Annotated in this window: 22 protein-coding genes; 5 read left to right on the top strand and 17 right to left on the bottom strand. The window is 63.7% G+C overall.

The annotated features are described in order from the left end of the window. Positions 1–173 precede the first annotated feature (173 nt). The 3 genes from BUC40_RS10340 to BUC40_RS10330 form a co-directional block, all read right to left on the bottom strand. Positions 174–482 carry a hypothetical protein gene (locus tag BUC40_RS10340; RefSeq protein ID WP_073265337.1) on the bottom strand — a complete coding sequence of 103 codons (309 nt, stop codon included), beginning with the start codon at positions 480–482 and terminating at the stop codon, positions 174–176. 46 nt (positions 483–528) lie between these two features. Next, positions 529–1,533 carry a TerC family protein gene (locus BUC40_RS10335; RefSeq protein WP_073265335.1) on the bottom strand — a complete coding sequence of 335 codons (1,005 nt, stop codon included), beginning with the start codon at positions 1,531–1,533 and terminating at the stop codon, positions 529–531. 237 nt (positions 1,534–1,770) lie between these two features. Further along, entirely contained in the window at positions 1,771–2,664 is an 894-nt protein-coding gene (locus tag BUC40_RS10330; RefSeq protein ID WP_073265333.1) for an AraC family transcriptional regulator, read from the bottom strand. A 254-nt stretch (positions 2,665–2,918) separates the two neighbouring features. Between BUC40_RS10330 and BUC40_RS10325 the strand changes: the two genes are divergently transcribed. Next, a complete protein-coding gene (locus BUC40_RS10325; RefSeq protein ID WP_073265331.1) occupies positions 2,919–3,437 on the top strand; it encodes a nuclear transport factor 2 family protein in 519 nt (172 codons plus the stop codon). A 140-nt stretch (positions 3,438–3,577) separates the two neighbouring features. Continuing rightward, positions 3,578–3,817, top strand: a complete 240-nt coding sequence (locus BUC40_RS22670) for an Atu4866 domain-containing protein (RefSeq protein WP_073266193.1) — start codon at positions 3,578–3,580, stop codon at positions 3,815–3,817. A 41-nt stretch (positions 3,818–3,858) separates the two neighbouring features. Here the strand turns inward: BUC40_RS22670 and BUC40_RS10315 are convergent, their stop codons facing one another. From BUC40_RS10315 to BUC40_RS10285, 7 genes are all read right to left on the bottom strand, one after another. Continuing rightward, positions 3,859–4,341 (bottom strand): OsmC family protein, encoded by a 483-nt coding sequence (locus BUC40_RS10315; protein WP_073265329.1) that lies wholly within the window; start codon positions 4,339–4,341, stop codon positions 3,859–3,861. A gap of 261 nt (positions 4,342–4,602) precedes the next feature. Beyond that, a complete protein-coding gene (locus BUC40_RS10310) occupies positions 4,603–5,895 on the bottom strand; it encodes a PQQ-dependent sugar dehydrogenase (RefSeq protein ID WP_073265327.1) in 1,293 nt (430 codons plus the stop codon). Continuing rightward, positions 5,892–6,320 (bottom strand): DUF2231 domain-containing protein, encoded by a 429-nt coding sequence (locus tag BUC40_RS10305; protein ID WP_073265325.1) that lies wholly within the window; start codon positions 6,318–6,320, stop codon positions 5,892–5,894. Before BUC40_RS10305 ends, BUC40_RS10310 begins: the two co-directional genes overlap by 4 nt. A gap of 278 nt (positions 6,321–6,598) precedes the next feature. Next, positions 6,599–7,615, bottom strand: coding sequence for a histone deacetylase family protein (locus tag BUC40_RS10300; protein WP_073265324.1), 1,017 nt, complete (start codon positions 7,613–7,615; stop codon positions 6,599–6,601). 47 nt (positions 7,616–7,662) lie between these two features. Continuing rightward, a complete protein-coding gene (locus BUC40_RS10295; RefSeq protein ID WP_073265322.1) occupies positions 7,663–8,616 on the bottom strand; it encodes a 2-hydroxyacid dehydrogenase in 954 nt (317 codons plus the stop codon). Beyond that, positions 8,600–9,355, bottom strand: coding sequence for a class II aldolase/adducin family protein (locus tag BUC40_RS10290; protein WP_073265320.1), 756 nt, complete (start codon positions 9,353–9,355; stop codon positions 8,600–8,602). The genes BUC40_RS10295 and BUC40_RS10290 overlap by 17 nt, the downstream gene beginning before the upstream one ends. Continuing rightward, entirely contained in the window at positions 9,352–10,665 is a 1,314-nt protein-coding gene (locus tag BUC40_RS10285) for an MFS transporter (protein ID WP_073265318.1), read from the bottom strand. The genes BUC40_RS10290 and BUC40_RS10285 overlap by 4 nt, the downstream gene beginning before the upstream one ends. Positions 10,666–10,829: 164 nt before the next feature. Here BUC40_RS10285 and BUC40_RS10280 point away from each other — a divergent pair, with 164 nt between their 5' ends. Then, the gene (locus BUC40_RS10280; protein WP_073265316.1) at positions 10,830–11,795 is read left to right on the top strand and encodes a LysR family transcriptional regulator; all 966 of its coding nucleotides are present in this window, start codon (positions 10,830–10,832) and stop codon (positions 11,793–11,795) included. Between the two features lie 252 nt (positions 11,796–12,047). On the opposite strand, the gene BUC40_RS10275 is transcribed toward BUC40_RS10280, so the two are convergent. Further along, a complete protein-coding gene (locus BUC40_RS10275) occupies positions 12,048–12,704 on the bottom strand; it encodes a hypothetical protein (RefSeq protein WP_073265315.1) in 657 nt (218 codons plus the stop codon). 202 nt (positions 12,705–12,906) lie between these two features. Here BUC40_RS10275 and BUC40_RS10270 point away from each other — a divergent pair, with 202 nt between their 5' ends. Next, positions 12,907–13,437 (top strand): hypothetical protein, encoded by a 531-nt coding sequence (locus BUC40_RS10270; protein WP_073265313.1) that lies wholly within the window; start codon positions 12,907–12,909, stop codon positions 13,435–13,437. Positions 13,438–13,456: 19 nt separating this feature from the next. Here BUC40_RS10270 and BUC40_RS10265 read toward each other — a convergent pair whose 3' ends face one another. Then, positions 13,457–14,587, bottom strand: coding sequence for a cysteine desulfurase family protein (locus BUC40_RS10265; RefSeq protein WP_073265311.1), 1,131 nt, complete (start codon positions 14,585–14,587; stop codon positions 13,457–13,459). A gap of 220 nt (positions 14,588–14,807) precedes the next feature. Here BUC40_RS10265 and BUC40_RS10260 point away from each other — a divergent pair, with 220 nt between their 5' ends. Continuing rightward, complete coding sequence (locus BUC40_RS10260; RefSeq protein ID WP_073265309.1) at positions 14,808–15,269, top strand: Lrp/AsnC family transcriptional regulator; 462 nt, start codon at positions 14,808–14,810, stop codon at positions 15,267–15,269. A gap of 80 nt (positions 15,270–15,349) precedes the next feature. On the opposite strand, the gene BUC40_RS10255 is transcribed toward BUC40_RS10260, so the two are convergent. The 5 genes from BUC40_RS10255 to BUC40_RS10235 all read right to left on the bottom strand — a co-directional run bounded on the left by BUC40_RS10255 (position 15,350) and on the right by BUC40_RS10235 (position 21,541). Further along, entirely contained in the window at positions 15,350–17,068 is a 1,719-nt protein-coding gene (locus tag BUC40_RS10255; RefSeq protein ID WP_073265307.1) for an amidase, read from the bottom strand. A 17-nt stretch (positions 17,069–17,085) separates the two neighbouring features. Beyond that, a complete protein-coding gene (locus BUC40_RS10250; protein ID WP_073265305.1) occupies positions 17,086–18,453 on the bottom strand; it encodes a glutamine synthetase family protein in 1,368 nt (455 codons plus the stop codon). 66 nt (positions 18,454–18,519) lie between these two features. Continuing rightward, the gene (locus BUC40_RS10245) at positions 18,520–19,911 is read right to left on the bottom strand and encodes an aspartate aminotransferase family protein (protein WP_073265303.1); all 1,392 of its coding nucleotides are present in this window, start codon (positions 19,909–19,911) and stop codon (positions 18,520–18,522) included. A 41-nt stretch (positions 19,912–19,952) separates the two neighbouring features. Next, positions 19,953–20,708 (bottom strand): SDR family NAD(P)-dependent oxidoreductase, encoded by a 756-nt coding sequence (locus BUC40_RS10240; protein WP_073265301.1) that lies wholly within the window; start codon positions 20,706–20,708, stop codon positions 19,953–19,955. 56 nt (positions 20,709–20,764) lie between these two features. Next, positions 20,765–21,541 carry an SDR family NAD(P)-dependent oxidoreductase gene (locus BUC40_RS10235; RefSeq protein ID WP_073265299.1) on the bottom strand — a complete coding sequence of 259 codons (777 nt, stop codon included), beginning with the start codon at positions 21,539–21,541 and terminating at the stop codon, positions 20,765–20,767. Positions 21,542–21,552: the final 11 nt, after the last annotated feature.

The raw sequence follows: 21,552 nt of genomic DNA, 5'->3' as shown, positions 1-21,552 counted from the left end.
GCCCGCGAATTCAAGGGCATGGCCCGTTCCCACACGATTGAGTAATGGCTGAGTTCGCGGATTCACTTTCAAACTCAGTGAAATTCAACCATTAGACCGTGAACAGGTTCTACGCAAAGCGCCGTGATCGATAAGGGCCGTGGGGCCTCCCTTCCCCGTGAACAAATCGCCGATCAGGTTTCCACGCTGTCATTGGGGAAGGTGCGCGGCTTTTCCTGCTCGGGCTTCTCCTGCTGTTCGCTCTCCTCCTTGGCACCCTCCTCCGGCTTGCCGAGCATTTCGTTGGTGGATTTCTGCACCTCGTCGATCTGCTCGTTGAAGGCGTTGACGGTATCGCTGACCGCTTCGCGGGCGATTTCCTGCACGGCCTGCTCGGCCTTCTCGGTGAGTTTCTGTGCCGACTCTTCGGCCATTTCGCAGCCGGCCAGGGTCAGGCCGATCACTGCAACCAGTGCCAGTGCAGAGAGGGGTGATGGGTTCATGGCGTATCTCCAGTGAAAAGCCCCGGCGGCGCCGGGGCGTCTGACGTCAGTGAGGGGTCTTTTCAGCGTCGAGAGCCGGCGGGTCGTTGCGGGTTTTCCACAGCGACAGCAGCACGCCACCGATCAGCAGGCCGAGCGTCACGCTCAGGGAAATTACCGGCGGCGTCTTGCCGATAATGCCGACCAGGAAGATCTTCGCGCCGATGAACACCAGCACCAGAGCCAGGGCGTACTTGAGGTACGCGAAGCGGTGGATCATCGCCGCCAGGGCGAAGTACAGCGCGCGCAGGCCCAGGATCGCGAAGATGTTCGAGGTGTAGACGATGAACGGGTCCTGGGTGATGGCGAAGATCGCCGGCACGCTGTCGATAGCGAACACCAGGTCAGCACACTCGATCAGCACCAGCGCCAGGAACAGCGGCGTAGCCCAGCGCACCATGTTGCCGTCCGCATCCGGCTGGCGCACGAAGAAGCGGCCTTCGTGCAAACGGTCGGTAACCCGCATGTGTTTGCGCAGGAACTTGACCATGCCGTTTTCGGCGAGGTCGGGGTGGTCGTCGACCTTGCTGAATAGCATCTTCACGCCGCTCAGCAGCAGGAACGCGCCGAACACGTAGAGAATCCAGCTGAACTGAGCGATCAGCGCAGCGCCCAGGCCGATCATCAACGCACGCAGCACGATGACCCCGAGGATGCCCCAGAACAGCACTTCATGCTGGTACTTACGCGGGATGGCCAGGAAGCTGAAGATCATCGCCATCAGGAACACGTTGTCCATCGACAGCGACTTCTCGATCAGGAAGCCGGTGTAGAAGTCCATGCCGGCGGTGTCACCTTTGACGTTCCACACCCACAGGCCGAACAGCAGGCCTGCGGTGATGTAGCCGGCGGACAACAACAGGCTTTCCTTGACGCCGATTTCGCGATGCTCACGGTGAAGCACCCCGAGGTCGAAGACCAGCAGGCTGATGACGATGGTGATGAAGACGAGCCACAACCAGGTGGCGGTGCCGAGGAAGTCGGCCATTAAGAACGGTACTAGGGTGCTCATGAGCCCCTCCTAAGTCAGAGTTGTACAAACTGCAACTCCGACATGGCAGCCTGTTAGCTGTCAGAGGGGCCCGGCGTCGCAGCGCCAATCTAGCAGGCGCCGCTAGGTTCTCAAGTGCCGACTCGTTGCAAATTATAACGAGCCAAAAACCTGGAAAATCAGTTGAAAGTTCGCAGAAAAGTTCCGCTCATGACGATAAAAACTGCCTCGCGCATTAGCCGCAACAGCGTTCGATTGCTACGCCGGCGCCCAGGCACTACCGCGCAGCCGGCTGGCATCCTTGGCCGGTGGCAGGCCGAAAAAGCGTGCGTAATCACGGCTGAACTGCGACGGGCTTTCGTAGCCCACTCGATAGCCAGCACCGGCTGCATCGAGCGCCTCGGCGACCATCAGGCGACGGGCTTCCTGCAAACGCAGGTGGGTACGAAATTCCAACGGGCTCGTGCCCGTGACGGCCTTGAAGTGGGCGTGAAAGGTGGAGCGACTCATGCCGGCGATATCGGCTAGATCATCGATTCGGCAGGCTTCTCTGTAGTGGCTGCGTAACCAGACGATGGCCTTGGCGATCTGGCTCAGGCGGCTATCGGCCCTGGCCACCTGCCGCACCATGGCGCTGCTGCTACCGGTCAGCAGCCGGTAGAGAATCTCGCGCACGGTTAACGGCGCCAATTCAGCCGCGTCATCTGGAGCGTCAAGCAGCCCTACGAGCCTGGCGGCGGCGTCGAGCAGCGCTGGTGTGGTTTCGCCGAGCTGAATACCGGCAGCGGGCGCCCGGTCTTTGTCATCAGCGGGATAGCGCAGAGCGAGATCGCTCAGCGTCGGCATGTCCAGATCCACCACCAGGCACAGGTAGGGCATCTCCTCACTCGCCTCGATCACCGCGCCCATCACCGGAATGTCCACGGAGGCGACCAGGTAATTGGCCGCATCGTAGATGTAGGTCGTGGCGCCCGCCGTCACCCGCTTGCGACCCTGGACGATCAGGCAAAGCGTTGGCTCATACACCACCGGCATCGGCACAGTTGGCGTGCACGAGCGAACCAGACTGACGCCGGGGATTGGCGTCGGGTGAATGCCGTCCATAGGCGTATGGCGGCCGATGATCTGTACCAGCTTCTGCAGCGAATCCATGGCTATTTCCCGGCTAATCGAGGTTTTACAAAGCATTTCAGGGGATGATCGGATAAGTATCCAGGACGATCCTGCTATGACCGCGGGCTGAGGCAAGGGCAGACTGATTCACGTCGGATCGGCAATCGCGTCAGTGGAGCGCCATCATGCCCCACTCTTGCAACCGCCGACCACTACCAGTCACTCAGACGATCAGGCACTCGAGCGTAAGCAGTGATAACGCCCGCCGATCATCCAGAAAGAGGATTTCACCCATGCGTACTGCAACCTTGCGCGCTACCCGCGCCGCTACCCTGAGCTGCGCGTTACTGCTCAGCACTCTGCTGCCAAGCCTGGTACAGGCCAACACAGAGAGAGACTTAGAAGCTCGCAACAAACAGACGGTCAGCGAAGCCTTCGACCGCTGGGCAGCCGGCGGCAGCAGCTTTTTCAGCGACATGCTGACCCCGGATGTGGTCTGGACAATCAAGGGTTCAGGCCCCAGTGCCGGCGTGTATCGCGGCGTGGATCAGTTTGTCGATCAGGCGGTGCGGCCGTTCGTGTCGCGCCTATCCACACCGATTCGCCCGGTCAGCAAACAAGTCTGGGCCGATGGCGACCACGTGATAATCCAGTGGGATGGCACCGGCGTGGCGCGCGACGGCCAGCCTTACAGCAACAGCTACGCATGGATATTCCGCATGCGTGAAGACAAGGCCTACGAGGTGACCGCTTACCTCGACCTGACGCCGTACGACGACGTGCTACAGCGCATTCCGGCTCCAGCCCAATGACGGTCGCCGCGCGAAAAAAAACCATCACCTGCAGCGCGGGCGCCCTGCTGCTGGGCGCACTGCAACTGCTGACGCCGACCACAGCGCTCGCTTCGAGCCAGGCGGCCACCAGCAGCAAAACTCAACAGGAGGAACGCCAGATGACTGTGCATCCCTACGTGGGCATGTGGGTCACCGACGACGGGCAGATCCGCCACGAACTGTTGCCCGACAACCGCTACGACGAAGCGCGTGGCACGAGGGAAAGTGCCTATCAGGGTCGTTACGAGGTTAACGGTACGCATATCGATTACTGGGACGACACCGGTTTCACCGCCGACGGCGAGTTCGTCGACCGCAATACGCTGCACCACGGTGGCATGATCTTCCGCCGTCGTTAGCGCGATGCGGGCCGCCTCGGCATCGGGGCGACCCGCGCCGTTCAGCCGGCGCTGTCGATCAGCAACTCGGGCTCGTGGCTGACCGGGAAATTCATCGAGCGGGCGATAAAGCACATTTCATGGGCCTGGTGATGCAGCGCGCGGGCCTTTTCCAGATCGCTACCGGCGGCCAGGGTCACCCTGGGCCGCAGTACCACCGAGGTGAACTGCCCGGCACCATCGGCCTGTTCGAGCATCGCGCCCTGGGCGTTGTCCTCGTAGGCGGTCACCACTATGCCAGCCCCGGCGCACAGCCCCAGATACCAGAGCTTGTGGCAGGCGGAAAGAGAAGCAACCAGCAACTCTTCCGGATTCCAGCGTGCTGGATCACCGCGAAAACTCGGATCGGAGGAACCGTCTATAGGCGCCTTGCCCTGCGCCTCGATGCTATGCGCTCGGCTGTAGCCGCGATGGGACGCGGTGCCGCTGCCCTCGTTGCCCGTCCAGGTCACGCGCACGTCGTAGTGATGCTGCTTTTCCGCCATTTGATGTCCCTCGAATGATCGCAATCTGCTCGGCGAGCGTAGCGTTTTCGCGCGCCCACCGGTTGTACGTTTCGCTGATTTTCGGCAGCGCAAGGCGCTCTGTTTGCTCTTCGATCAAGGGGGAATGCATGACGACAAAAGCACTGACATTGCATCAGTACGGAGCTTGCACGATGGAGCAGTTAGCGGGCGCCGGCTTGGATGATCAGCGCCCGATAACCGCAGCGTCTCGGGGCGGACAAGCGCCCCGAGACGTCTGCATCACTGGTCGCGCGTCACACGCCAGATGGTGTTGGACAGGTCATCGGCGATGATCAGCGCACCTTTCGGGTCGACCGTCACGCCCACCGGGCGGCCGCGGGTCTTGCCATCGTCGCCACGGAAACCGGTGGCGAAGTCGATGGGCTCACCGGCTGGGCGGCCATCGGCGAACGGCACGAAGATCACCTTGTAGCCCACCGGGTTGTCGCGGTTCCAGCTGCCGTGCTCACCGACGAACACGCCGTTGGCGAACTGCTCGCCCATCTCTGGGATGGAGAAGTCGACGCCCAGCGCGGCCACGTGGGAGCCGAGGGCGTAGTCCGGCTTGATGGTGATGTCGACCATTTCCGGCTTGTGCGGCTGCACGCGGGTGTCGGCATTCGGGCCCCAGTAGGCGTACGGCCAGCCGTAGAACTTGCCCTCCTGCACCGAGGTCAGGTAATCCGGCACCAGATCCGGGCCCAGCTCGTCACGCTCATTGACCACCGCCCACAGCTGCCCGGTTTCCGGCTGAATGGTCAGTGCGGTCGGGTTGCGCAGGCCGGTCGCATAGGACTTGTGCATGCCGCTCGCGGCGTCGATCTGCCAGACCAGCGCGCGGTCGGCCTCGACCTCCATGCCGCGCTCGCCGATGTTGCTGTTCGAGCCGATGCCGACGTACAGGTAACGGCCATCGGGGCTGATGGTCATCGCCTTGGTCCAGTGGTGGTTGATCGCTGATGGCAGGTCGATGACCTTGGTCGGCGCGCCGCTGGCCTGGGTCTGGCCGTCCTGGTAGTCGAAGCGCACCACGGCGTCCTGGTTGGCCACGTACAGGTTGCCCTCGTGGAAGGCCAGGCCGTATGGAGCGTTGAGGTTCTCGGCGAATACCGACTGAGTTTCGTAAGTGCCGTCACCGTCGGCGTCGCGCAACAGGGTCAGGCGATTGCCACCTTTGACCTTGGTGTTGCCCTGGGCCTTGATGTAGCTGGCGATCACATCCTTGGGTTTGAGTTTGGCGGCGTTACCACCACGGCCTTCGGCGACGAGAATGTCGCCGTTGGGCAGTACCAGCGTCTGGCGCGGAATCTTCAGGTCTGTGGCGATTGCCGTCACGCTGAAACCGTCCGGTACGGTAGGCACCTTATCGCCCCATTCGGCCGGTTCGGCGATCTTCATGCTCGGCAACAGGCCGCGTTGCGGCTCGGGCAGTTTCGGGTTCGGGCCGCGCTCGATGGTGGTCTCCGCTTCGCCGCCGCATGCACTCAGCAGCAGCGCCATGCTCAAGGTGGTCAGTGCGCCTGCAGTTTTCATCGGGCACCTCCCGAACGCAGGTTACTCAGCCCCAACCAGGCGGTGATCACCGCCAGCACGCTGACGATTACCGACAGTACCAAGCCGGACGGCATGACTGCCCAGGCGTCCTTGGCGTGCTCGAAGGCGTTAACCAACCCGAGCACCCAGGTGACGAGCAGCAGCACGAGATACATCACCGGACGCCCGGCCTTGCGGTCGGCGCGGATCAGGTTTGCCAGGGCGAACAGCAAGGCCAGGCCGGCGAACAACAACCCGCCAGCGATCAGCCAGGCCGCGAAGTTGGTCCACTGAATCTGGAAGCTGTTGTAGTAGGCGATATCACTCAGCAACGCGCCGAGAAACAGGGGGACGGTTCCGGCCAGCAAGATCGCGTGTAGCGGGCTTGGTGTGCAGCGGTAGTCGGGTTGGGTGGTAACGGTCACGGCGGCTCCTTATCGTTCAGCGACCCAGGACTGGCGCTCGATGCGGATGCACCGGCCCATCTGGCTCGCGCTGACTGCGCCTAGGGAAGATTGCCCTGCCGGAACGTTAGTTCACTTCCATTTCCAGACGGAAATATCTTGAAAGATCCGCTGTGCTCGGCACCGCCAAGCCAACGAGCGCCATAAATGGCTGCCAGTACTGTTGGATCATCGGGGTGCAGCAGGAACGCTCCCGCAAAGCGCCACCGCGAGAACGCGGATGGCGCCTTACAGGCGGATCAACCAAGCAGTCCTTTGAAGAACCGCGAGGCGTTTTCGTCGAGGGTGGCGATGTCGTAACCGCCCTCCTGCACCACCACACACGGCAGGCCGAGGGCGCGGATGCGCCGGCCCAGTTCCTCGAAGCCGGCGTGGCTGACCGCGACCTTGGACTGCGGGTCGTTCTCGTAGATATCGAAGCCCAGCGACAGCACCAGCACCTGCGGCGCGAAGGCGCTGATCGCATGTTCGGCCTGGCCCAGACAGGCGAAGAAGTCCGCCTCGGAAGCGCCATGAGCCATCGGCAGGTTGAGGTTATAACCCTTGCCGGCCCCTGCGCCCTGCTCGTCCTCGAAGCCAGCCACCACCGGGTAGAAATTGGTCGGGTCGCCATGGATGGAGACGTATTGCACGTCATCGCGCTCGTAGAAGATTTCCTGGATGCCCTGGCCATGGTGCATGTCGGTGTCGAGGATGGTGACCCGCTCGAAACTGGCGTGCAGCACCTGGGCAGCGATGGCGGCATTGTTGAGAAAGCAGAAGCCCCCGGCCGCCTCGGCCCGCGCATGGTGACCCGGCGGGCGACACAGCGCATAGGCCTGGGGCTCGCCATCACGTACCGCCAGGGCGGCGGCGATGGCGGCTTGGGCCGACCAGTAAGCGGCCGTCCAGGTGTGCTCGCCGATCGGGCAGCTGCCGTCGGCCAGGTAGCGCGCGGTCTTGCCGAGAATGCCGCGCAGCGGGTTGTTCTCGCGGATGAAGATGTTCGACATCACCTCGTCGCCCCAGTCCTCGTCGACCTCGTGCCACTGGGCGTAGGCGCTTTGCAGGTAGTCCAGGTAGGCATCGCTGTGCACCGCGCGCAGCGGCGCCAGGCCGTGATCAGCCGGCTCGATGATCGCGAAGCCAAGCTGGCGGGCCATGGCCAGCAACGGGTCGATACGGGCCGGAATTTCCTGAGGCTCGCGCATCTGCCCACGGGACAGGTAGCTGCGCGGGTGATGCAAGCGTTGCTGAGGGTGGAAGAAGGTTTTCATGGCGATTATCCGTAGTCGTGGCTGAAGGGCGCTCGCCCGCCAGCGATTCAGTAACCCAGTCCGGGATCGACTTGATGATTCAGGGGCAGGCCAGCGTGCAGGCGCTGCAGGTTGTCGGCGATCTGCCGGGCGATGCAGGCATCGGATGCAGCAGACGCCATATGCGGGGTGACCCACACGCCGGGCGTCTGCCAGAGCGGCGAGTCGCGGTGCAGCGGCTCGCTGGCGAACACGTCCAGCAAGGCACCGCGCAGCTGGCCGCTGGCCAATGCATCGAGCAGATCGGCCTCGACCAGGTGCTCGCCGCGGCCGCAGTTGATCAGCGCCGCGCCCGGGGCCATATGGGCGAACAGTTCATGATTGAGTAGGCCGCGCGTGGTGGCTGTCAGCGGCAAGAGGTTGACGAGCAGGTCCAGGCCCTCGAGAAAGCCGGGCAACGCCTCGGCGCCAGCAAAGGTGGCGATGCCCTGCAGTTCGCGCGATGTGCGCGCCCAGCCGCGCACCCCATAGCCGGCCTCGGCCAGCCGCGCGGCCACCGGCGTGCCAATGGCGCCCAGGCCCATGACCCCGACATTAAAATCTCGTGCAGCGCACTGCACCGGCCGCTGCCATTGCCGGCTCGCGCGACCGTTGAGCACCTGGTCGAAACCGCGGTGAAAATGCAGCACGCCCCAGTGCACGTACTCGGCCATGCCCTGCGAGTGATCGGGATCGACCACCCGACACACGGGAAGCCCGGCAGGCCTGGAGTGGTCGTGTTCCAGGTGGTCGACGCCCGAGCCGATCGAGTGGATCAACCGCAAGGCCGGCAAGCGACCCAGGCTGCCTTCGGCGGGGTACCAGCAGGCCGCGACCTGTGCCCGTTCGGCACCCGGCTCATCGGGGCGCAGCACCCTGAGTTCGGGGGCATGGCGGGCGAACACCTCGGCAAGCCAGTCTTCGAGTGGCCGCTCACGGCACAGCAATACGACACTGGGCAGGGTTTCAGCGGCACCAGTCATCGCGCTGCTCCTCGATCAGGCTCACGGCGGCTTGCCAGGCCAGATCGATGATGCCGTCGATGCCATCGCGGGCGAACTGAGCCGCGGTATGCCGACAGACTTCCTCACTGGGGATATTCAGCGCCACGCCTGCCGACATCGCCTGGACCTGCGCCTGGCAGGCGCGCTCCAGGAAATAGATCTCGTGAAAGGCATGCGCCACGCTCTGCCCTCCGGCCAGCAGGCCGTGGTTACGCAGGATCATCGCCTTGTGGCTGCCCAGGTCCGCCACCAGACGCACGCGTTCTTCCAGCGACAGGGCGATGCCTTCGTAGGTGTGATACGCCAGGTTGCCGTAGAACTTCAGCGCATGTTGAGTCAGCGGCAGCAGGCCGTCGCGCTGGGCCGCCACGGCCATGCCGGCAGCGGTGTGGGTGTGCACGATGCAGCACATGTCCGGGCGGGCTTCGTGAATCGCCGAATGAATGACGAAACCGGCAGCATTCACCCGCCGCTCGCCGCTCAGGCGATCCACGACATTGCCCTGCAGGTCGATCAGCACCAGATCGCTGGCGCGCATCTTCTCGAATGCCACGCCATAGCGATTGATCAGGAAGTGATGCTCCGGCCCCGGCACCCGCAGGGTAATGTGAGTGTCGATCAGGTCGGTCATGCGGTAGTAGGCGACCAGCCGGTACAGGGCGGCCAGGTCGCAACGCGCCTGCCATTCGGCATCGCTGATGATCTCGGGCTTGCTCATGGGGTCACGACCTCCGGGTTGGACAGGCTAGGGTTGCGGCGCTCCTCGGCACGCAGGCGCGACAGGCCGACCACACCGACCAGCGACATCAGGGCGAGCACGCTGAAGAACAGCGCCAGCGGCAGCCACTGCCCGGCGAACTGCCCGGCCAGGTAGGTGCCAATCAGCGGCGTGAGGCCACCGGTCAGGCCGCTGCCCAGTTGATAGGCGATGGAAATACCCGAGTAACGCACCTGGGCGGCAAAGGCCTCGGCCATGTAACCGGCGATCGCCGAATACAGCGCCGCCAGCAGCAGCACGGCCAGGGCGATACCGGCGGTCATGTAGACCAGGTTGCCGGTCTGCACGAGCAGGAACATCGGGTACGGCACCAGCATGCACAGTGCCGCCACCCACTTCAGGAAGCGCCCCTCACCGAAGCGTTCTGCCAGCAGTGCCGAGCACGGCTGGGAAAGGAACTGCAGGATGGTTACCAGGAACAGGCAGTCGAGAATGGTCGACTTGGAGATGCCCTGGTACTGGGTCACGTAGGTGATCATGAAGGTATTGGTGAAGAAGAAGCCGCCCGAGCCGATGGTCACCGCCGCTGCGGCGAACAGGATCTGCCGCCAGTTATGACGCAGCACGTCCTTCACCGGGCTCTTGGAGGTCTGCTTCTGCTCTTTGACCTTGGTGAACTCCGGCGACTCAGGCACACCGAATCGAATCACCAGGCCCACCAGCATCAGCACGCCACTGAGCAGAAACGGCACCCGCCAGCCCCAGCTCATCAGCGCTTCGGGCTCCATCTCGCTGATCGCGCGAAAGGCGATCAGCGCCAGCAGCAGACCCGCCGGGCTACCCAGCTGGGCGAAAGACGCAAAGAATACCTTGCGGCCCTTGGGAGCGTGCTCGCTGGCCATCAGCACCGCGCCGCCCCACTCGCCGCCGACCGAAATACCCTGCAGGAAACGCAGCGCTACCAGGCCGATTGGCCCCCAGATGCCGGCCTGGGCGTAGGTTGGCAGCAGGCCGATACAGGTGGTGGCCACGCCCATCAATACCATGGTGAACAACAGCATCTTCTTGCGGCCCAGGCGGTCACCCAGGTGGCCGAAGACCATGCCGGCGAAAGGCCGGGCGATGAAACCCACGGCAAAGGTGGCGAAGGCCGCCATGGTGCTCAGCATCGCGTTGTCGCTGGGAAAGAACAGCTGCCCAAGCACCAGCGCAGCGGCGAAAGCGTAGATGTAGAAATCGTAGAATTCGATGGTGGTGCCGATGAAGGCGGCGGCCGCGGCACGACGCGGCGTGGATGTAGGGGTGGTCATCGCAAGCTCCCGGATTCGTTTTTATAGGCAGGAGAAAAAGCACATCCCGGTAGGGATCGGTCGCACTCTGGCGGTGCATTGTCAGATCATGCCCCCGACCCTATGCTAAGCAAAGCTTCTAATTTCAATACTCAAGTATAAGTAAAACGGATACTTAAACGCCTATGAATGCTGGCTACCGCCACGCCGAAGCACGCCGTTTTCTCAACGACCGACTGGACTGGAACCTGCTACGCACCTTTCTGGTGATCGGCCAGGAAGGCAGCATCAGCCGCGCCGCTGCGCGCCTGCATCTGAGCCAGCCGGCCGTCAGCCAGGCGCTCAAGCGTCTTGAGGAGCAGCTGGAAAGCGCCCTGGTAATTCGCAGCGGGCCACGAATCGCGCTGTCCAAAGCTGGCGAGGAAGTCATGCAGATCGCCGCCGAGTTGTACGGTACGGTGTCGCGCTTGGGCCCGGCGCTCGACGCACCGGAGGAAACCGTCGCCGGCAAGATCCGCATCCTGATGATCAGCCGCATCGAGTCGCGCTTCTACGACGACTTCCTGGCGAATTTCCACGTCGATTACCCGCGGGTCGAATTCGAGTTCGACGTGTTGCGCAGCTCCGACGTGGTCAGCGCGCTACTGCAGAAGACCGCCTCGTTCGGGCTCAGCCTGTGCCGCACGCCGCAGCCGCGCTTGGAACAACGGGTGCTGCTCAAGCAGCGCTACGCGTTCTTCTGCGGCAAGCGCCATGCCTTGTTCGGCCGCAAACACCTGAAGCTGGCCGACCTGAAAAGCGAAAATTTCGTGAGCTTCACCAGCGATCAGATAGGCGGCAACCTGTCGCCGCTGACCATCTTCCGCGACCAGCAGGGCTTTACCGGGCGTATTGTGGCCTCCTCGTCGAGCCTCGACGAGATCCGCCGCCTGGTCGCTGCTGGCTACGGCATCGGCTGCCTGCCGGAACACATCGTCACCAAGGACGTGCAGGCCGGCGAGGTATGGCGCCTGCCGCCGGCCGAGGGCGTTATCGACGTGGACGTGTACCTGCTGTGGAATCGCGACCAGAAACGCACCCATGCCGAGGCGGTGTTTCTAGAGCGCTTCGAGCAGGCGCTGCTGGCCACCGACGTGCGCAACAGGTTCTGAGAGCCTGTTCATGATCTTTCAGTCCAGGTTCGCTGATTTCGGCAACAACGTGGCGCAAGAGGCCGTTCGCGAACTCGTGGGAGGGGCTTTAGCCCCGAGCTCTTTACGCCTAGCTAGGCACAATCGAGGCTAACGCCTCTCCCACAAAAGCTTCGCCCACCGGCCGCTTTTGCCTTGTACCTGCCGCTTCAGGCACATAAAGATCGTGAAGAGGTTGTGAGGCGAGCGGCGCTAGGGCCGCCCGCGAGGGATTCAGTCCGCTGACGGCTCGCCGTAGCGCCAGCGAATGAAGTTGTGCAGGGCCAACAGGCCGCAGATGATCACAAACGGAATCAGCAGCACGCCGGCGACAATCGAGCCCCACCAGGCCACGCCGCTCTGCCAGGTCTGGCCCTTGCCGGCCGCCACGAAGGCCAGGCGGGTATCCACTTCGCCAAAGCGTGCATCCGGGTTGAGCACCTGCACCTGCAGCTGGTAATCACCGGGCTGCATGGGAATGCGCGCCACCGCGCGGGTGATCTGGTCGCTGCCGTAGCTGGTCAGTTCCTCGCCCAGCGAACCCTGCCCTTCGGACACCAGTTCGCCGGCCGGGGTGAGCAGCTTCCAGGCCAGGGTCAGCGGCGCCGGCGGGTACTCGACCCACTGCTCGTTCTCCCAGATCGGCCCGCCAGACAGCTTGCGCACAGTGAACAGTGGCAACTCGGCGGTGGAGAACACCACGGCCAGGGTGTCGAATTCCAGGGTACGGGTCTCTACCGGCAGCTCGACGGTTTCGCCCTGGTCGAGACGCACCGGGGCGTCCAGCGGCAACGTGGTCGCCCAGACGAAGAACAGCCGGAACGCGACGACCAGCACCAACAGACTTAGACCCAGCCCACCCCAGAGAAAGGTTTTGCTCTTGTGACTCAATGCTCGACTCCTACCGACCGCAGCGAAAACAGAAGCGCAAGGCTACTCGATAAGCCTGTGTGGATTCACCTGCGCCAATGCGTCGCACCTCGCCACGTCACGGCAAATGGGCCAGGCCACAAAAAAGCTTCTTGAATAGTGCCCGCTGATGTTAACTGCCGCTCTTCACCGGACAACGCAACGGACGCCACAAGGGAAAGCCATGTTCAAACGGAGCGCGCGCTATCTGCTGCTGGTTGGTCTGTATGCGCTAGCGAGCGTTTTTCTTTATCTGGACAGCCGTTCGGCCTTCTACCTGAAAGACGAAGAGCTGATTTACCTGGTGCTGCTGATCATCGGCACGTTTGTCGTGGTTCTGCCGGCCCTGCTGCTGTTGCTGATTGGCATGGTTCGCCGCGAACCGCGGCCAACCTGGATGGCGCGTAAGTACCGGCTCGTCGGCCTGCTGGCGTGCCTGGGCCTGGTGGTGCAGGCGATTCCCACACTGAAGCACAGCTACTACAAGCACCACTATGGCCTCAGCGAGCAATGGCTCTGGTCCGAAGGCAGTGAAAATTTCAACGTGCTGGCCATGCGCGGCAGAACGTTCTGCCAACTGAGCACCAACACGAACGTACGCTTCGCCGACGTAAATGCCGACGGTTTCGCCGATATGGTGCTCGGTGGCGCCCCCGACATGCTCTACAACCCGCCAGCAGACATATTCGAGAACTGCCCCAGCCTCGGCGGCTAGGCCTTGCCCTGGCAATCGCTCATTGCGGCAAGCAGTGACGAATGGCCTCGATGGCCGCCTCGACATCTTCGAGCTTGGTATAGCGCCCCAGGCTCAGGCGGATGCTGCGATACGCTTGGCTAGCGTCCAGCCCCAGCGCCAGCAGCACGTGCGATGGCGCGCTGCTGGCCGAATTGCACGCCGACGTCGACGAGAACGCCAGGCTGCGGCTCAGGTTCTCGACATTGAACCAGGGATGATCGATGCACAGGTTCAGCGTGTGTGGCACTCGTTGCCTGGCACACCCGTTGAGGCGCACGCCCGGCAGGCTCAGCAGGCCCTCGCGAAGCTGCGCGCCGAGCCCGGCGATACGACGGTTTTCCTCTTCCATCAGCTCGCCGGCCAGGGCGAACGCGCTGCCCATGCCGACGATCTGGTGGGTAGCCAGGGTGCCGGAGCGCAGACCCTGCTCATGACCGCCACCATGAATCTGCGCCTGAATCAGCCCGCGCGCGCGTTCACCCACGTAGAGCGCGCCGATGCCTTTGGGGCCGTAGCTCTTGTGCGCCGAGAACGACATCAGGTCCACCGCCAGGCTGGCCAGGTCGATCGCCACCTTGCCGGTGGCCTGGGCGGCATCCACATGAAACAGCGCACCGCGCTGACGCACCCGTTCGCCAATCGTGGCGATATCGGTGAGGGTGCCCAGTTCGTTGTTGACGCACATCAGCGACACCAGCAGGGTATCTTCACGCAGTGCAGCCGCGACGGCCTCGGGTTGAATCAAACCGTCTGCATCTGGCTGCAGCCAGGTCACCTCGAAGCCTTCGCTTTCCAGTTGCCGGGCGGTATCCAGCACGGCCTTGTGTTCCAGGTTGCTGGTCACGATATGCCGGCGACCCTGCGCCGCAGCTGCCACACCCTTGAGCGCCAGGTTATTGGACTCGGTCGCGCCGGATGTCCACACCAGATTGTCGGCATTGGCGCCGACCAGTTCGGCAACTTGCCGGCGCGCCTTTTCCACGGCATGGCGCGCGCGCTGGCCGTACGAATGCGACGCCGACGCCGGGTTGCCAAAGGTGCTATCGCGCCCCATGTGGGCCAGCATGTCCTGGATTACGCCATCGTCGATAGGCGTGGTGGCGGCATAGTCGAAATAGCGCTCGGTCATGGGATAACGGCCATTGTGGATCGAAAGAAGTGCCGCCTGCGACGGCGGATCAGAGCGAATATGCTAAGAGAACGGCCAGGGAAATAGCTTGATATTTGGCGGCCTGAGGCCATCAAATAAGCAACTAATTTCCGGAAAAAAGCTTATTACTGGAAAATATTTCCAAGATTATCCGCTTACGTGCTTTGCTTATTCCCCAATCATCTTAACGAGCCAGATCATGGACAAGTTCGATCACGCCATCCTCGGTCTTTTGCAGCACGACTGCACCCTTGCGCTGGGTGAACTGGCCGAGCGTGTAGGCCTGAGCAACACGGCCTGCTGGCGACGCATCCAGAAACTTGAAGAGACCAAAGTGATCCGTGCCCGAGTGGCGCTGCTCGACCCACGCCAGATCGGCGTGCCGGTCACGGTATTCGCCTTCGTACGTACCAACCAGCACAACGCCGACTGGCTCAAGCAGTTCCACCACAAGGTGGCGGCTATCGACGAGGTGGTGGATTTCTACCGGCTGGCCGGCGTAACCGACTACCTACTGCGCGTGGTGGTGCCGGATATCGAAGGCTACGACGCCGTTTACAAGCGGCTGATCGAGATTCCCGGCATCGCCGACATCAGCTCCAGCTTCGCCATGGAGCGCATCAAGTCCACCACTGCCCTGCCCTTACCCGCCGGCTTCTAGCGCTGGTGAAAAGCACGCCAATGGTTTCTGCTGAGTTACCTATGTAAGGCGGCCTGCTTTTAAAGCAGGCCGCCTCCAGGCTATGAAGTCGCTGCCCCTGACAGCGGTGGCGTGCGCGGCGGGATCTGCCGTTTGTTGCCGGTCGCCTCATACGCCGAGGCCAATTGCAGCAGCACGTTGTCGTCGTAGGCGCGGCCGGCGAAGGTCAAGCCGACTGGCATGCCGATATCGGCCATCACGCCCATCGGCACGGTGACGGTGGGAACGCCCTGGTGGCGGATGGCGAGGTTGCCGTTGGCGACCCAGATGCCGTTGCTCCAGGCGATATCGGCGGATACCGGATTGACGTCCGCGTCCGCCGGGCCGACATCGGCCACCGCCGGGAAGATCACCGCGTCGAGCTGCAGGCTGTCCATCCAGTCTTCCAGATCCAGCTTGCGGGTCCGCTCCAGCGCGCGCATGCCGTCCGGCATACTGGCGACTTCGTTCCACGGCGTGATGCCGCGCTGGGCCACGCGCACGTACTCGTCCATACCGACGGCCAGATCATCTTCACGGTTAGGCAGCGTGCCTGGGTCGTGGGGGAAAATCTGTGGGCCATCGACGTCGGCCAGGCGATTGAGTTTCGGGTCGCCATTGGCGCGCAGAAAATCATCGAAAGCCCAGGCCGTCAGCTCACCCAGTTCATCGAGCAGAAACTGGTGCGGCACCCTGCCACGGTTGTAAACGGTCGGCGCGCCAGGGCGGTCGCCCTCGCAGTTGGAAATCAGCGGGAAGTCCACTTCGATCACCGTCGCGCCTGCGCTTTCCAGCGCGGCGCGGGCCAGCTCCCACAGCGCGATCACCGAAGCACGGGTGTGGATGCGCTGCCCGGTGGGGCCACCAATGCCAGGCTTTTCGCTAGAGCCGGCCAACTCGTCTTTGTTGATGTACATGCGTGGCACGCCCAGGCGTTTGCCTTTCAAGGCATCCGGCTTGGCGGCCAGTTCCAGATAGGACGCCGGGCGCACCTCGGACGGCTTGGGCAACGGCACCCACGGCTGCAGGCGCCACAGATCGCCACGGGTATCGGCGTCATCGGCGACGACTACGTCCAGCACTTCGAGCAGGTCGGTCATGCTGCGGGCGTAGGGCACCACCACGTCCATGGTCGGCGTCAGTGGCCAGTTGCCGCGCACCGAGATCACCCCGCGCGATGGCGTGTAGGCGCACAGGCCGTTGTTCGAGGCAGGGCCACGACCGCTCGACCAGGTTTCCTCGGCCAGGCCGAACGCGGAAAAACTCGCCGCCGTCGCGGTGCCGGCGCCGTTGGAAGAACCCGAGGCGAACGGAGCGGTGAGGTAGTTGGCGTTGTACGGGCTTTCCGCACGGCCATAAACACCGCGCTGCATGCCGCCATTGGCCATCGGCGGCATATTGGTCTTGCCCAGGCAGATGGCGCCGGCAGCACGCAGGCGCTCGATGGTGAAGGCGTCGCGCTGGGCAACCAGGTCCTTGAAGGCCGGGCTGCCGGAAGCAGCAGTCAAGCCCTTGACCAGGTAGCTGTCCTTGGCGGTGTAGGGAATGCCGTCCAGCGGGCTCAGCAGTTCGCCACGGGCGCGCCGCGCATCGGAGGCCTCTGCTTCCTTCAGTGCATCTGGGTTGCGCACCACCACGGCGTTGAGCGCCGTGGCAGTGCCCACGCCATCGTAAGCGTCGATGCGCGCCAAGTAGGCCTTCACCAGCTCGACCGCCGTGGTGCGGCCGGCCTCGAGCGCGGCACGCAGCTCGGCGATGGAGACTTCGGTTACTTCGATCATGTCATCCCCCATTCCACTCAGGCGTGGTTCAGATACCAGCGCCAGTCCTGCTCGCCGACCTCGGCCATGAACTGACGGTACTCGGTTTTCTTGATCGCCAGGAACACCTTGAAAAACTCCTCGCCCAGAGCTTCGCGAGCCCAGGTCGACCCTTCCAGAGCGCGCAGCGCAGTGAGCCAGTCGGTGGGCAGGAACTCGGTGGCCTGCTCGTAGCCGTTGCCGACGATGGCAGCACCCGGGTCGATCTGCTCACGGATGCCGTGGTGGATGCCGGCGAGAATCGCCGCGGCGGCCAGATACGGGTTGGCGTCGGCGCCGCAAATGCGGTGCTCGATATGACGGCTGACCGCCGGGCCGCCCGGCACGCGGAACGACACGGTGCGGTTGTTCACGCCCCAGCTCTTGGCCAATGGCGCGTAGCTGTTGGCCTGGAAGCGACGGAACGAGTTGGCGTTAGGGCAGAAGATCGCCAGGGAATCGAGCAGTGTGACCATCATGCCGCCGATGGAGTGGCGCAGCAGCGGCGTGCCCTGCGGGTCTTCACTGGCGTACAGGTTGTTGCCCTGCTCGTCGGCCAGGCTGACGTGCATGTGCATGCCGCTGCCGGCCAGGTCGCCGAACGGCTTGGCCATGAAGCAGGCCTGCAAGCCGTGCTTGTTGGCCACACCTTTGACCAGGCGCTTGTAGCGAATGCCCTCGTCGACGGCCTGCAGCGCGTCGAAGCGGTGCTCCAGGGTCAGCTCGAGCTGGCCCGGTGCGTACTCGGAAATCGCCGTGCGCACCGGCAGCCCTTGCGCTTCGCAAGCCGCGTAGAGATCGTCGAGGAACGGCTGTACCTGCTCCAGCTCGTACACGCCGTACACCTGCGGCGCTTCCGGGCGCACGCCATTCATCTGCACTGCCGGTTGCGGGCGGCCGTTGGCATCGCGCTGCTTGTCGAGCAGGTAGAACTCCAGCTCCACGGCCATCACGGGGTGGAAGCCGTCGGCCTTGAGGCGGTCGATCACCCGCACCAGGGCATGGCGCGGGTCGGCGGGCGCTGCAGGCAACCCCTGGGTCGGGTGCATGCTCACCTGCAACTGTCCGGTGGGCGTGCTGCGCCAGGGCTGCAAGGTCAGGCTGCCGGGCAGCGGGTAGGTCCAGCAATCGGCGTCGGCGACTTCCCAGACCAGGCCGGTGGCTTCGACGTCTTCACCCTGAACGGTCAGGGCCAGGATCGAGCTGGGCAGCGGGCGACCGTTCTGGTAGATCGCCAGCAGCTCTTCACGGTGCAGCAGCTTGCCGCGCGGAATGCCGTTGGCGTCGATCAGCATCAGCTCGATGCTGCGCACCTCGGGGTGGGCGGCGAGGAAATCGCGGGCTTCCTGAATGTCGGCGAATTGCATGATCAGTACTCGAAAAGGATGACGGAAACACCGGCGCGATCATCGTGATCGCACCGGTCTACGGAGTTAGGCACGGGCACCGGGAATCACCAGCAGCTCGCTCAGCCCTGCATCGAGGGTGGTGATCAGCTTGTCGACGTCGGCGGCGGTGGTTTCCGGGGTGCAAAGGGTCATGTTATGAAACGGCGTGATAAGAATGCCGCGGTTGATCAGGTACAGGTGCAGGGCCATCTGCAGGCTGTCGTGGAAAGCAGCTTCGGCCTCAGCACCGGTTTTCGGCGAGGTGGCGCAGAACTGGAATTCGCAGCGCGCGCCCAGCTCGGTGACCGACCAGTTCAGGCCATGCTTGCTGACCAGCCCACGCAGGCCGTCAGCCAGGCGTGCGGCCAACGGCAGCATGTGCTCGTAAGCCGCCTGCGTCATCACCTCTTCGAGGTTCACGCGCATGCAGTGCATCGCTAGGGCATTGGCCGACAGCGTGGTGCCCATGCCGCTGTGGCCATGGCCACTGCTGGTTTCACTGGCGTGCTGCTGGGCCAGGCGCATGGCCTGGGCCATTTCGTGGCTGCAACCATACACCGAGCAGGGTACGCCGCCGGCAATCGGCTTGCCGAGGGTGATGAAGTCCGGCTTGAGGTTCCAGGCGCGGGTGCAGCCGCCAGGGCCGGTGGAGATGGTGTGGGTTTCGTCGATGATCAGCAGGCTGCCGTATTTCTTGCTCAGCTCGCGGACCTTGTCCATGAAGCCCGGCTCAGGCAGCACCATGCCGATGTTGGTCATCGCCGGCTCGCAGAGAATCGCCGCCACGTCGCCCTTGGCAAGGGCTGTTTCCAGTGCGACGACATCGTTGAACGGCACGGCGCGGCTGGTCTTGGCCAGATTGCGGGCCTGGCCGATCAGGCCGCCACGGTGCACGGTACGGCCTTCCTTGCAGCGCACCATCACGTCGTCGACGGTGCCGTGGTAGCAGCCGTCGAACACCAGCAATACCTTGCGGTTGGTGATGGCACGGGCCCAACGAATCACGAAACGGTTGGCGTCGGTGGCAGTGGTCGCCATCTGCCAGAACGGCAGGCCGAAGCGCTCGGCGAGCAGTTCACCGGCGATGATCGCGTCTTCGCCCGGCAGCATGGTGGTCAGGCCGTTGGCGCCCTGCTCCGCGAGAGCCTTGGCGATGGGGTCCGGCGAGTGCCCGAACATGCTGCCGGTGTCGCCGAGACAGAAGTCGATGTACTCGTGGCCGTCGACGTCATAGAAGCGCGCCCCCTTGGCACGGCTGACGAACAGCGAGCTGGGCATCGACCAGTCGTTCATCCAGTGCATCGGCACGCCGCCGAACAGCGACTTGCGCGCGCGCTTGGCCAGCTCGATGGATTTCGGGTTGCGCTGCAGGAAAACCTCGCGCTCACGGGCTGCGAAGGTTTCGACGGCTTTATCATTGATGCCACTCTGGAACATGGTAAGGCTCCTAATTGTTCTCAATTGGGTCGGCGCAACAATCAGTTGCCGGCCGACACACCACAGTCGATGGCCAGGTCCGCGCCGGTGATCGAGCGGGTGCTGCTCTGGCAGAGGAAGAACACCAGATCGGCCACTTCGCCGGGCTGGATGAAACGGGCGGCTTCGCCTTGCGGGTACTTGGCGAGCAGGTCCTGGTAGTAGGCGCTCATGTCGCCATTGCCGTAGCGCTCGGCCTGGAACTTGAGCATCGGGGTTTCCACATCCCCCGGTGACACGCTGTTGCAGCGCACGCCATCGGGGGCCAGATCCAACGCCAGCGCCTTGGTCATGACCGTTACCGCGCCTTTGCTCGCGCAGTACGCGGCGGCGTTGCGGTTGCCCTGGCGACCGGCGTCGCTGGAGATGTTGACGATGGCGCCCTTGCTCTCACGCAGCGCCGGGATGCTGGCCGAGCACATGAAGAAGGTGGCCTTGAGGTTCACGTCCAGCACGATGTCGAAGTCTTCTTCGCTGAACGACTCCACCGGGCCTTCGCGCCACACACCAGCGCAGTTGACCAGGGCGTCCAGGCGGCCGGTGCTGGCGAGCAGCGCGGCAACCACTTCGCGGCAGGCGCCAGGCTTGCGGATGTCGGCGGCATGCGCACCGACCACTTTGCCGGCGGCCTGCAGGCCGGCCAGGCCAGTGGCGTCCAGGTCGGTACCGAACACCCGCCAGCCGCTGGCGCTGAAACGCTCACACATGGCCTGGCCAATTCCGCCAAGAGCACCGGTAATCAGTACGACAGGTTGCATCAGGTTCACTCCTCGGCTCTGCAAGCCGCCTAGTAATCGGTTGAAAGGTTGCGCGTTCAGGGCGCCTTGTTCTCGATCAGGGCGTTGCCACCGTCGATGGTCAGCGTCTCGCCGGTGATGTAGCTGGCCTCCGGTGAAGCCAGGAAAGCTACTGCGGCAGCGACTTCTTCGGGATGCCCCGCGCGGCCCACCGGCACGTAGGCGGCGGCGCGTTGTTCTTCCGGCTGGCTGGCGCCGGTGGCGATCCAGCCCGGTGCCACGCAGTTGACGGTGATGCCCTGCCCGGCTACTTCCAGCGCCAGCGACAGGTTGAGGCCGACCATGCCGGCCTTGGCCGCGCTGTAACCGGCCTCACCGGGGTTGCCGACACGGGTGCCGGTCACCGAACTGACATGCACCACGCGGCCATAACCGCGCTGCTGCATGCCCGGCAGCACGGCGCGGGTAAGCAGGAAGGCGGTGGTCAGATTTCGCGAGATCGACAGGTTCCAGATGTCGAGGCTCATCTTCGAGACTTCGACGAAGGGCTCGGGGCTGCCCTGCATGGCCATGCCGGCGTTATTGACGAGGATGTCGATCTGGCCCCAGCAAGCCTCGGCCCAATCGGCGAACGCTTGCACCTGGGCTTCGTCAGTCAGGTCGACCGCACGGCCTTCGGCTTCGAAGCCAGCGGCGCGCAACTCGGCCACCCGCTCGGCGATGCGCGCACTGCTGGCGGTAACGATCAGTTTCACACCAGCCGCGCCGAGCCGGCGCGCGATAGCCATGCCGATGCCGCTTTCGCTGCCTGCACCGCTGACCAACGCGACCTGGCCTGCCATTGCCTTGAACATATCCACCTCAA

The organism is Phytopseudomonas punonensis, from assembly GCF_900142655.1.
Lineage (GTDB): Bacteria > Pseudomonadota > Gammaproteobacteria > Pseudomonadales > Pseudomonadaceae > Aquipseudomonas > Aquipseudomonas punonensis.
Note: the sequence above shows the minus strand (reverse complement) of the source record. Positions and strands in the feature narration are given on the sequence as shown.

Bases quoted from the DNA above. Each gene is read 5' to 3' on its own strand.
- BUC40_RS10340 (WP_073265337.1), bottom strand. From the start codon at position 482: ATGAACCCATCACCCCTCTCTGCACTGGCACTGGTTGCAGTGATCGGC.
- BUC40_RS10335 (WP_073265335.1), bottom strand. From the start codon at position 1,533: ATGAGCACCCTAGTACCGTTCTTAATGGCCGACTTCCTCGGCACCGCC.
- BUC40_RS10330 (WP_073265333.1), bottom strand. From the start codon at position 2,664: ATGGATTCGCTGCAGAAGCTGGTACAGATCATCGGCCGCCATACGCCT.
- BUC40_RS10325 (WP_073265331.1), top strand. From the start codon at position 2,919: ATGCGTACTGCAACCTTGCGCGCTACCCGCGCCGCTACCCTGAGCTGC.
- BUC40_RS22670 (WP_073266193.1), top strand. From the start codon at position 3,578: ATGACTGTGCATCCCTACGTGGGCATGTGGGTCACCGACGACGGGCAG.
- BUC40_RS10315 (WP_073265329.1), bottom strand. From the start codon at position 4,341: ATGGCGGAAAAGCAGCATCACTACGACGTGCGCGTGACCTGGACGGGC.
- BUC40_RS10310 (WP_073265327.1), bottom strand. From the start codon at position 5,895: ATGAAAACTGCAGGCGCACTGACCACCTTGAGCATGGCGCTGCTGCTG.
- BUC40_RS10300 (WP_073265324.1), bottom strand. From the start codon at position 7,615: ATGAAAACCTTCTTCCACCCTCAGCAACGCTTGCATCACCCGCGCAGC.
- BUC40_RS10295 (WP_073265322.1), bottom strand. From the start codon at position 8,616: ATGACTGGTGCCGCTGAAACCCTGCCCAGTGTCGTATTGCTGTGCCGT.
- BUC40_RS10290 (WP_073265320.1), bottom strand. From the start codon at position 9,355: ATGAGCAAGCCCGAGATCATCAGCGATGCCGAATGGCAGGCGCGTTGC.
- BUC40_RS10285 (WP_073265318.1), bottom strand. From the start codon at position 10,665: ATGACCACCCCTACATCCACGCCGCGTCGTGCCGCGGCCGCCGCCTTC.
- BUC40_RS10280 (WP_073265316.1), top strand. From the start codon at position 10,830: ATGAATGCTGGCTACCGCCACGCCGAAGCACGCCGTTTTCTCAACGAC.
- BUC40_RS10270 (WP_073265313.1), top strand. From the start codon at position 12,907: ATGTTCAAACGGAGCGCGCGCTATCTGCTGCTGGTTGGTCTGTATGCG.
- BUC40_RS10265 (WP_073265311.1), bottom strand. From the start codon at position 14,587: ATGACCGAGCGCTATTTCGACTATGCCGCCACCACGCCTATCGACGAT.
- BUC40_RS10260 (WP_073265309.1), top strand. From the start codon at position 14,808: ATGGACAAGTTCGATCACGCCATCCTCGGTCTTTTGCAGCACGACTGC.
- BUC40_RS10255 (WP_073265307.1), bottom strand. From the start codon at position 17,068: ATGATCGAAGTAACCGAAGTCTCCATCGCCGAGCTGCGTGCCGCGCTC.
- BUC40_RS10250 (WP_073265305.1), bottom strand. From the start codon at position 18,453: ATGCAATTCGCCGACATTCAGGAAGCCCGCGATTTCCTCGCCGCCCAC.
- BUC40_RS10245 (WP_073265303.1), bottom strand. From the start codon at position 19,911: ATGTTCCAGAGTGGCATCAATGATAAAGCCGTCGAAACCTTCGCAGCC.
- BUC40_RS10240 (WP_073265301.1), bottom strand. From the start codon at position 20,708: ATGCAACCTGTCGTACTGATTACCGGTGCTCTTGGCGGAATTGGCCAG.
- BUC40_RS10235 (WP_073265299.1), bottom strand. From the start codon at position 21,541: ATGTTCAAGGCAATGGCAGGCCAGGTCGCGTTGGTCAGCGGTGCAGGC.